Below are 8,412 nucleotides of genomic sequence, written 5' to 3' on the forward strand. Positions count from 1 at the left end.
AATAGTACTCCTTTTATGAAATTACGGTTCCGAAACAGGTTTCGCCCTCACTCGAAATGACAAGCACGGAAAGAATCTGTTTTCGGAGGTCGATTGGACTCTCTACAATAATAGGGACATAGTTTTCGGCTCTGCCTAAATATTGTCCGTTTTTCACGGTTTCGAACAGCACCGAAACGGTCTGCCCGATTTGCGAAACAGCGAAATCGGCGACCAGCTTGTCCCCGATTTCAGCCATAGATGCGGCGCGTTGCTTTTTGACGTCCGGCGGCACCTGCGTCATTTTGGCTGCTGGCGTTCCCGGCCTTGCGGAATAGGCAAAAACGTGCAGCCTTGAAAAACCGACTTTTTGCACAAAATCCACGCTCTCGGCAAATTCATTGTCCGTTTCGCCCGGAAATCCGACCATGATGTCGGTCGTAAACGACGGATTTTGAAACAGCGTTTTGAGTTTTCGGGTGAGTCGATAATATTCTTCGGTCGTATAATGACGGTTCATGCGCGAAAGCACCGTGTCGCTACCGCTTTGAAGTGACAGGTGAAATTGAGGGCAGAACTGCGGTATTTCCGCAAGCGCGTGTAAAAAGCGGTCTTGCATCAAATCCGCCTCGACCGAACCTAGCCGAATCCGCTCAGCTCCGGCTTTGGCCGCTTCTTTCACGGCATCGGCAAGACTGCAGCACAAATCCTGCCCGTATGCAGCGAGATTGATTCCGGTCAGGACGATTTCGCGGTGCCCCGCGGCTGTAAGGTTTTTGATATGTCCGCCAATCTCGGCAAGCGGCATTGAACGAACCCGTCCGCGCGCATAAGGGATGATGCAGTACGAACAAAAACGGTCGCAGCCGTCTTCGATTTTTAGAAACGCGCGGGTTTTATGTTCAAAGCAAACAGGGGAAAGCTGTTCAAAAGTATCGTTCGCCAAATGCGGATTGATTTGTATGATTCGCTTTTTATCTTTTAAAAAGCGCTCGACCAGTGCGGGGATATCTTTGCGGCCTTTTGATCCGACGATGATATCCGCATCATAAGAAGCGGGATTTTCGGCGACCTGCGGCATACATCCGCACAGCACAACGACGGCGTTTGGATAGGTTCTGCGCATTTTCGAAAGTGCCTGCCGGCTCTTGTGTTCGCTCTCGACTGTCACGGCGCAGGTATTGACGAGGCAGATGTCGGGGGTCATTTTTGAACTCGGTGTTAAAACGAAATGGCCGCCATGAGAAAAAAGCTCTCCGACGGCCTGACTTTCACTTTGATTCACTTTGCAACCCAAGGTGGCGATTAAAACGTTCATTATTTTATGTCACCATCCTCCGGCTTAATCGGCTGCTTTTTCGACCGTTTTCCGAACTTATCAAGCAAGGAATCAGATTTCTGCATCGGCTTCCACAGCGAGATGTAACCGTTGTCCTGCATATTTTTGATGATGACGATCGAGATCGGGAATATGAAAATGCCGATACCGCCCATGATTTTAACGCCGACATACATTGCCATCAGCGTGACGATCGGGTGGACTTCGATGGATTGACCGACGATTTTCGGCTCAATGATCTGCCGGACGACCTGAATGACGACATAGAGAATCAACAAGCCCAAAGCAAAGAGATAATTTCCATTGATCACCGAGATGATTGCCCACGGCCAAAGCACAAAACCGGTACCGAAGACGGGCAGAATGTCGATAAACGCGGTGATTGCGGCAATCGCAATGGCATACGGTTCGCCGAGAATCATCAAGCCGACGGTTAATTCGGTGAAGGTGATCAGGATGATCAGCAGATAAGCCCTGAAAAGCTTACCGAGAGAGGTTTTCATCGAATTGTTAAATCCGGGAATCATCTGTCGGATTTTTTCAGGCAGCTGCAGTTTGATAAAATCGGTAACCCTGTTATAATCCCCGCTGAAGATAAACGAGGCGATGATTGTGATGACCAAACCCAAAAAGAAGCCGGGGGCGGCACTGACCGCATTTGTGACAAACCGAGTCAGCGTGGAGCCGAAACCGGAGACAAAATTGACGACCATGGAATTGGCCGATGACTGGAACTTTTCTGGGATTTTTGCAATCAGGTTCGAGAGCGTCAGCGTAATCTGACTGACCAGATTGCCATCGATCACCCGGTCGTTGATGAATTTTGCGATTTGTTTGTAAATTTCATAACCAATCAAAGTCAGCAGCGCCGCGAAGACCACCAAAACCAAAAGTGTCACAATCGCAGAGCCGATTTTAAGCGGGATTTTAATTTTACGGAGCAATTTTCTTGCGAAGAAGTTTGCGATTGATGCAAGGCAAAAGCCGATTAAAAAAGGTAAAAACCAAGGGAAGACATATTTAAAGATAACAAAAAGCAGTCCGATCACAACTGCCCAGAAAAAACAGGTAAGAATAAAACTCTTTTTGCGTTCGTCGGTGAGATTCACCGAAATGCCTCCTTCCGGTTTTAAATCAGCAGTCGCAGATCTCGTCAAGGCAGTATTTTCCGAGTACCGGCGGCTCACGGTCAATCCATTTGCCGTTGGTAAAATCGGGGATCGGAACTTGCTGGCCGCCCATTGCGATCGAGTCCTCCGACAGGCAGGTGATGGCCATCCAGGCTGCCATATCGTAGACGTCAATCGGGGTTTTGGTGCCGTTTTGGAGGGACTCGATAAAAGCGCGCAGGACCAGATAATCCATTCCGCCGTGTCCGCCTTCGACACCGTGTTCGCGGAACCATTTCCAAAGCGGATGACGGTAGTGGTCGTAGTAATCTTCGATGCTCTCCCATTTGTGATCCCACCCGTCGCGTGGGCTGATGCCGTCAAAGAAAACGCCGTTTTTATCCTCCATCCAGATGCCTTTTGTCCCCTGCAGAAGGTTTCCGCGTGAATATGGACGAGGCAGAGAGGTATCGTGGGTCAATACGATGGTTTCGCCGTGAGCACACTTGATGACGGTGGTCACGACATCGCCCAACGCAAAAGTATATTCGGCATTTTCAAAATCATTTCCGCGATTTTTCTTGATCCATTCGTTGACGCCGCGGGATTTTGAGGCAAACGAGGCCAAAGAGAGCATCCGGTTGCCCCGGTTGATCGAGAACCATTTGGAAATCGGCCCGAGTTCGTGGGTCGGATAGACCTCACCGTTGCGGTGTTTATAATTGTTCAGGCGGTAATGGCGCAATTCGTTTCCGAGCGCGACTTGTTCGCGCAGATCGTGACGATATCCCCCTTCGGCATGGATGAGCTCGCCGAACATGCCTTTTTTGATCATATTCAGAACCGTCATCTCGGTTTCGCCGTAGCAGCAATTTTCGAGCAGCATGACCGGCACACCGGTCTGTTCATGGGTTTTTACAAGATCCCAGCACTGTTCGATCGAATAGGCTCCGCCGACTTCGGTTGCGACGGCTTTTCCGGCCTTCATCGCATCGAGGCAGACCGGGAAATGCGACTCCCAGTTAGATGGGGTGATTATCGCGTCCACTTCCGGCAGTGTGAGTACTTCACGGTAATCGAGAAAACCTTTGGGTGTATTTCCGCGTTTTGTGATAACATCGTTTTTAGCTTGTTCGACACGGTCGGCATATCGATCGGAAAGAGCAATGATATTGACATCGGGCATGGTCTCGAGCATCAGATTCATCAAGCCGATACCTCTTTGACCCAAGCCCGAGAAAGCCACGTTAATATTCTTTTTGGCCGCTTGAGACATAAATAAACACCTCAAAAATGATTTCGGTGCAACCGAAATTACACCTGCTTTTATCTTACCAAAATCGACCGATATTGTCAATAAAAACGAACACCATTTCAGGCGTAAAAATTAAACTAAAATGTGAAGTGACTTCGACGAACTGTTACGTTAACAGTAATCAATGAATTCAACAATCCAAATGTCAAACGATTGCCTCAACGGAAAATCTTTGACATCGCAGGCGAAAAGTGGTATTATATAGCGGTTTCAATATGTATAATTGGGCGTATCCTAAAAACATCGGACTATAAATTAAAAAAAGAAGGGGTGACCGAGATCAACAGCAAATCAACCAAACAGAGCTTTTTAAGCGGCGCTTTTACACTTGTCATCGCTACTTTGATTGTAAAAATCATCGGTGCGATCTATAAAATCCCGCTTTATAATATCCTGACGCCGCAGGGTACGGCTTATTTTTCAACCGCCTATAACGTTTATCTGCCGATTTATGTGCTTGCCACTGCCGGACTTCCTGCAGCGGTCGCCCGCATGGTCTCGGCGCAATATTCAACAGGCAATTACAAAAATATCAGACGGATATTAAAGATTGCGCTGGCTTTCTTCCTCTGTACCGGATTCGTCGGAATGGTCATAATGTTCTTCTTTGAAAACATGATGTCCGGCCTTGCAGACGCACTGACATCGCTCTCAGCAAGAATCGCACAGAGTACCGGTTGGACGCCTACTACGGTGGAATTGTTCTCATCGGATGCGGTTTACGCGATTCGCACACTCTCGCCGACATTGCTTTTTGTCTGTTTAATGTCAGCGTTTCGAGGATATTACGAGGGCCTTCGTGATATGCACCCGACCGCGTATTCCCAGGTCATCGAGACCATCTGTAAACTGGGATTTGGATTATTCCTCGCGAACGCATCGATCAAACACGGCCTTTCGGCGTTTGAAGCGGGTTTGCCTGTTTACGGAAAGGTCTGCGAGACGCTGCAGCAGGCAAAAGAGGCCTGCCTGCCTTATGCTGCCGCCGGCGGTATCGCAGGTGTTACCATCGGGGCGTTTATCGGGTTAATCTATTTGATTTTACATTATACGATAAAAGGCGATGGTGTTACCGCCCAGCAACTCGCCGAATCTCCGAACGCAGACAGTAACAAGCGGATGCTGCGAGCACTGCTTAAAATTGCAATTCCGATTGCCATCGGTGCAATTGCGCTCAACCTCTCGGGGCTGATTGACAATATCACCATCAACGCCCGGATGACCTCACTGATACAAAAGTCCCCCGAATATTTTCAAAACATGTATGCAGCCATTATCTGTGACCCTAAAGTCGGCGCCGGCTCGCTTGATAAACTGCCCAACTATCTTTGGGGGTTATACGGTTACGGTCTCATATTTTATAATTTAATCCCGATGATTACGCTCAATTTCGGGATCAGCGCCTTGCCCGCGGTCACGCATTATTGGACCATCGGCGATCATGACAAACTGCATGAGAATATCGAACGGGCGATCCGGGTAACCGCGTTGATTGCCTATCCGGGTGCATTAGGGCTTGCAGTGCTGTCTAAACCGATTCTGACAATGTTTTATAAGGGCTCGATGGGGATTGCAGGGGTTGCGGTTGCGGCGCCGCTATTGCAAATATTGGCCATTACTTTAATTTTCGGCGCTCTCTGCACGCCGCTCGGTAGTATTCTCCAAGGGCTCGGAAGACCTGATCTTCAGGTAAAAATCGTATTTGGCGGCATCGGTATCAAACTTTTGACAAACTTTATTTTAATCGGAATTCCGCAATTCAATATTAACGGCGCTCCGGTCGGCACCTTTTTATGTTATGCGTTCATCTTCTTTTGCGAACTCTGGTATACCTGTATAATCGGAAAAATCAATCTCAATTTCCGAAATACGTTTTTCAAACCGTTAACTTGCGCGGCGCTTTGCGCTGCTGCGGCATTCGGAGGATATTTGCTTGTACACAATGTGCTTTCGCTTTCTGCGATGATTTCGACTGCGGCGGCGATTATCGCCGGAGTCGTCGTATATGTCATCTCGCTGTTTTTATTCCGGGCAATCAGCAAAGAAGACGTTTTATCGCTCCCAAAAGGAAAAAATATCGCAAAGGTACTTGAAAAACATCATTTAATCGGTTAGAATTAAGACAATTCCGAGGCGGAGGTATAATTTGGTCCTTTTTGAAGAAAAATCCAATTACAAAATCGATGATCTGCTCGAGATCATGCGGATTTTGCGCAGTCCCGAGGGCTGTCCGTGGGACAGGGAACAAACGCACACTACTATCAAAAAGAACATAATCGAAGAGGCTTATGAAGCCGCGGATGCAATCGGGCAAAACGACGACGAGGCGCTGTGCGAGGAACTCGGAGACGTGCTTTTACAGATCATCTTTCACGCCCAGATGGCAAAAGAAACCGGTGAATTCGATTTTGACAAGGTCTGCGACGGAATCTGCAGGAAATTGATTTTACGCCATCCCCATGTCTTCGGCGAAGTTAAAGCCGACACGGCTGAAAAGGTCTTAGACAACTGGGCTGAGATTAAAAAAGCTGAAAAAGGACAAGCTGATACCACAGATGTGATGAACGCGGTCGCGCGTTCGCTGCCCGCATTAATGCGGGGGCAAAAGATCGCAAAAGCAGCGATAAAAGGCGAGATTTTGCAACCGACTCAAAGGCAGTCCGGTGCCGAAGATAAGATCAGCGCACTCATCTGGGAAGCGGTTCGCACCGCGGTAACCGAAAAGCTGGACGCCGAAGAAGTCTTCACCGACTTTCTCAATGACTTTATCTCTCGGGGAAGAGAAGAAGAATAACGTCTATTCCCGGTGCTTTAACCGGTGAATAAATAAAAATCTATCGGGAGGAACTACAAATGACAAAGCAGGAACTTATCAATTCCATCGCCGACAAAACGGGCTTTACGAAAAAGGATTCCGACAAGGCGCTTGAGGCCTTTGTCGAGACAGTAACGGGTGCCCTGAAGACCGGCGATAAAGTCGCACTGGCGGGTTTTGGTACATTTGAAGTCAGAACCAGAAAAGCCAGAGTCGGCATCAACCCCCGCACCAAGCAGAAGATCTCGATTCCTGCCGCAAAAACCCCGGCTTTCAAAGCAGGAAAAGCGCTCAAGGACGGCGTAAAATAACTTTTTATATGCTGAAGGCCGTTCCGCTTTTGAGCGGGACGGCCTTTGTCATAAAATCGGAAAGGATCCATTATGAGATTAGACAAATACCTGAAAGTCAGTAGGTTGATCAAGCGCCGCGCTGTAGCCAATCAAGCTTGCGACGGCGGCAGGATTACCGTCAACGGGAGAACCGCAAAGGCATCATATGACGTTAAAATCGGCGATAAAATCAGTATTGAAATCGGCGAGCATGCCACGGTAGCCGAAGTGCTCTGCGTGATTGAAAATGCTCGAAAGGAACAGGCACAGGAAATGTTCCGCATTCTCGAAGAACGATAAGCCGATAAAAAAGTAAACATTTTTCGAACCTCATCGGCATACCTTTTACAAATTTGAAAGTGAAAGGAAGATCAAAATGCCGATGAAATTTGAAGAACCGGTTCGGCAGCCCAAACCGCACCGCATTGTTATGGACGACCGTCATCTGTTGAGCATCACCGGGGTGCTTGACGTGGACAATTTCGACGACGGCAAAATCGAGGCAAAGACCGAGCAGGGTGATATGATCATCGAAGGCAGCGAGTTGCACATCGTGCGTCTGATGGTCGAGAGCGGCGAACTCGTAGTTGAAGGCAATATTGGTGGTATCGCTTACATTAATGAAGCGGGTGAACAGAAAAGCAGCGGAGGATTTTTGGGACGGCTGTTTAAATGAATCCGATTATCAACTCCGAAGTGTCTTATGCGCTGAGCGTATTCGGGTTTTCGTGCCTGCTCGGCGTCGCTCTTTCCGTATTTTTCAGTTTTTTGAAGATTTTGCGTATAGTCATTAGATTTAATACAGTCGTGATTGCCATTCAGGATTTTGTATTCTGGTTTTTGAGCGGGATGGCGGTTTTCATGTTTGCGATTTGGCAAAACGACGGCATCGTGCGGGGTTATGTTTTAATCGGCGCTTTGATCGGTGCATTGGTTTATTATCTGACAATCGGCGATATCCTGACAAATTCTACGGCTGCAATCGCCGGATTTTTTAGACGTATATCGGATAAAATACAGAAGGACCTGCATCAAAAATCAGAGGCAGCAAAGCGGAAACGGAATGCGGTAAAATTACGCAGAAAGCATGAAAAGGCACAAGCCCGTCTAAAAAGAGAGACCGAACGGGTAAAAAGACCTAAAAAATTGAAAAAACCGCGCAAAAAAAAGGATAAAACTCTTGAATTCGAATCAAACGGTGTTGTATAATTTACAAGGATATTTGTGCCCTTGGTATCTGAATCCAAAGCGAGGTGAATCGGTTGAAAAGCGCAAATATAATAAAGAAAAAGAATAATAAGTTTCTTTGGCGCGGGCTTTTTTTGCTTGCTGTGGTCTATGTGATCGTCTCCGTAATCAGCCTGCGGCTGCAAATCAACGAGGCCCAACAGAAGCTGACGCTTTTGACCGAACAACTCAAGCAGCAGGAGATGCAGAATTCCAAACTTGACGATTTGCTCGCTGCCGATGAACAGCAGCAGATTGAGCAAACCGCAAGGGATAAACTCGGGCTCGTTTATCCG

Annotated in this window: 10 protein-coding genes; 7 read left to right on the forward strand and 3 right to left on the reverse strand. The window is 47.7% G+C overall.

Translation table 11 applies throughout. From position 1 onward, the window contains the following. Positions 1-13: 13 nt before the first annotated feature. From mtaB to PKH29_04135, 3 genes are read right to left on the reverse strand one after another with little or no spacing between them, the layout of a single operon-like run. On the reverse strand, positions 14-1,297 hold the full coding sequence (mtaB, locus tag PKH29_04125; protein ID HNX14020.1) for a tRNA (N(6)-L-threonylcarbamoyladenosine(37)-C(2))-methylthiotransferase MtaB: 1,284 nt from the start codon (positions 1,295-1,297) through the stop codon (positions 14-16). Then, a complete protein-coding gene (gene ytvI / locus PKH29_04130; protein HNX14021.1) occupies positions 1,297-2,427 on the reverse strand; it encodes a sporulation integral membrane protein YtvI in 1,131 nt (376 codons plus the stop codon). The genes mtaB and ytvI overlap by 1 nt, the downstream gene beginning before the upstream one ends. Positions 2,428-2,452: 25 nt before the next feature. After that, on the reverse strand, positions 2,453-3,703 hold the full coding sequence (locus PKH29_04135) for a Gfo/Idh/MocA family oxidoreductase (GenBank protein ID HNX14022.1): 1,251 nt from the start codon (positions 3,701-3,703) through the stop codon (positions 2,453-2,455). Positions 3,704-4,012: 309 nt separating this feature from the next. On the opposite strand from PKH29_04135, the gene PKH29_04140 reads away from it, so the two are divergent. From PKH29_04140 to PKH29_04170, 7 genes are all read left to right on the forward strand, one after another. Then, a complete protein-coding gene (locus tag PKH29_04140; protein ID HNX14023.1) occupies positions 4,013-5,857 on the forward strand; it encodes a polysaccharide biosynthesis protein in 1,845 nt (614 codons plus the stop codon). A gap of 31 nt (positions 5,858-5,888) precedes the next feature. After that, a complete protein-coding gene (locus PKH29_04145; protein ID HNX14024.1) occupies positions 5,889-6,536 on the forward strand; it encodes a MazG family protein in 648 nt (215 codons plus the stop codon). A 59-nt stretch (positions 6,537-6,595) separates the two neighbouring features. After that, the gene (locus PKH29_04150) at positions 6,596-6,868 is read left to right on the forward strand and encodes an HU family DNA-binding protein (protein HNX14025.1); all 273 of its coding nucleotides are present in this window, start codon (positions 6,596-6,598) and stop codon (positions 6,866-6,868) included. A 72-nt stretch (positions 6,869-6,940) separates the two neighbouring features. Further along, complete coding sequence (locus tag PKH29_04155) at positions 6,941-7,189, forward strand: RNA-binding S4 domain-containing protein (protein ID HNX14026.1); 249 nt, start codon at positions 6,941-6,943, stop codon at positions 7,187-7,189. A gap of 76 nt (positions 7,190-7,265) precedes the next feature. Beyond that, positions 7,266-7,565 (forward strand): sporulation protein YabP, encoded by a 300-nt coding sequence (yabP, locus tag PKH29_04160; GenBank protein ID HNX14027.1) that lies wholly within the window; start codon positions 7,266-7,268, stop codon positions 7,563-7,565. After that, positions 7,562-8,098, forward strand: a complete 537-nt coding sequence (locus PKH29_04165; protein HNX14028.1) for a spore cortex biosynthesis protein YabQ — start codon at positions 7,562-7,564, stop codon at positions 8,096-8,098. The genes yabP and PKH29_04165 overlap by 4 nt, the downstream gene beginning before the upstream one ends. Positions 8,099-8,151: 53 nt before the next feature. Next, positions 8,152-8,412, forward strand: a 261-nt coding sequence (locus PKH29_04170; protein ID HNX14029.1) for a hypothetical protein, incomplete at its 3' end; no start/stop codon positions are given.

The organism is Oscillospiraceae bacterium (genome assembly GCA_035353335.1).
Classification (GTDB): Bacteria; Bacillota; Clostridia; order Oscillospirales; family JAKOTC01; genus DAOPZJ01.

What these genes read in the sequence shown, in the direction of transcription:
- mtaB (HNX14020.1), bottom strand. Translation starts at nt 1,297, where the DNA reads ATGAACGTTTTAATCGCCACCTTGGGTTGCAAAGTGAATCAAAGTGAA.
- PKH29_04135 (HNX14022.1), bottom strand. Translation starts at nt 3,703, where the DNA reads ATGTCTCAAGCGGCCAAAAAGAATATTAACGTGGCTTTCTCGGGCTTG.
- PKH29_04150 (HNX14025.1), top strand. Translation starts at nt 6,596, where the DNA reads ATGACAAAGCAGGAACTTATCAATTCCATCGCCGACAAAACGGGCTTT.
- PKH29_04155 (HNX14026.1), top strand. Translation starts at nt 6,941, where the DNA reads ATGAGATTAGACAAATACCTGAAAGTCAGTAGGTTGATCAAGCGCCGC.
- yabP (HNX14027.1), top strand. Translation starts at nt 7,266, where the DNA reads ATGCCGATGAAATTTGAAGAACCGGTTCGGCAGCCCAAACCGCACCGC.
- PKH29_04165 (HNX14028.1), top strand. Translation starts at nt 7,562, where the DNA reads ATGAATCCGATTATCAACTCCGAAGTGTCTTATGCGCTGAGCGTATTC.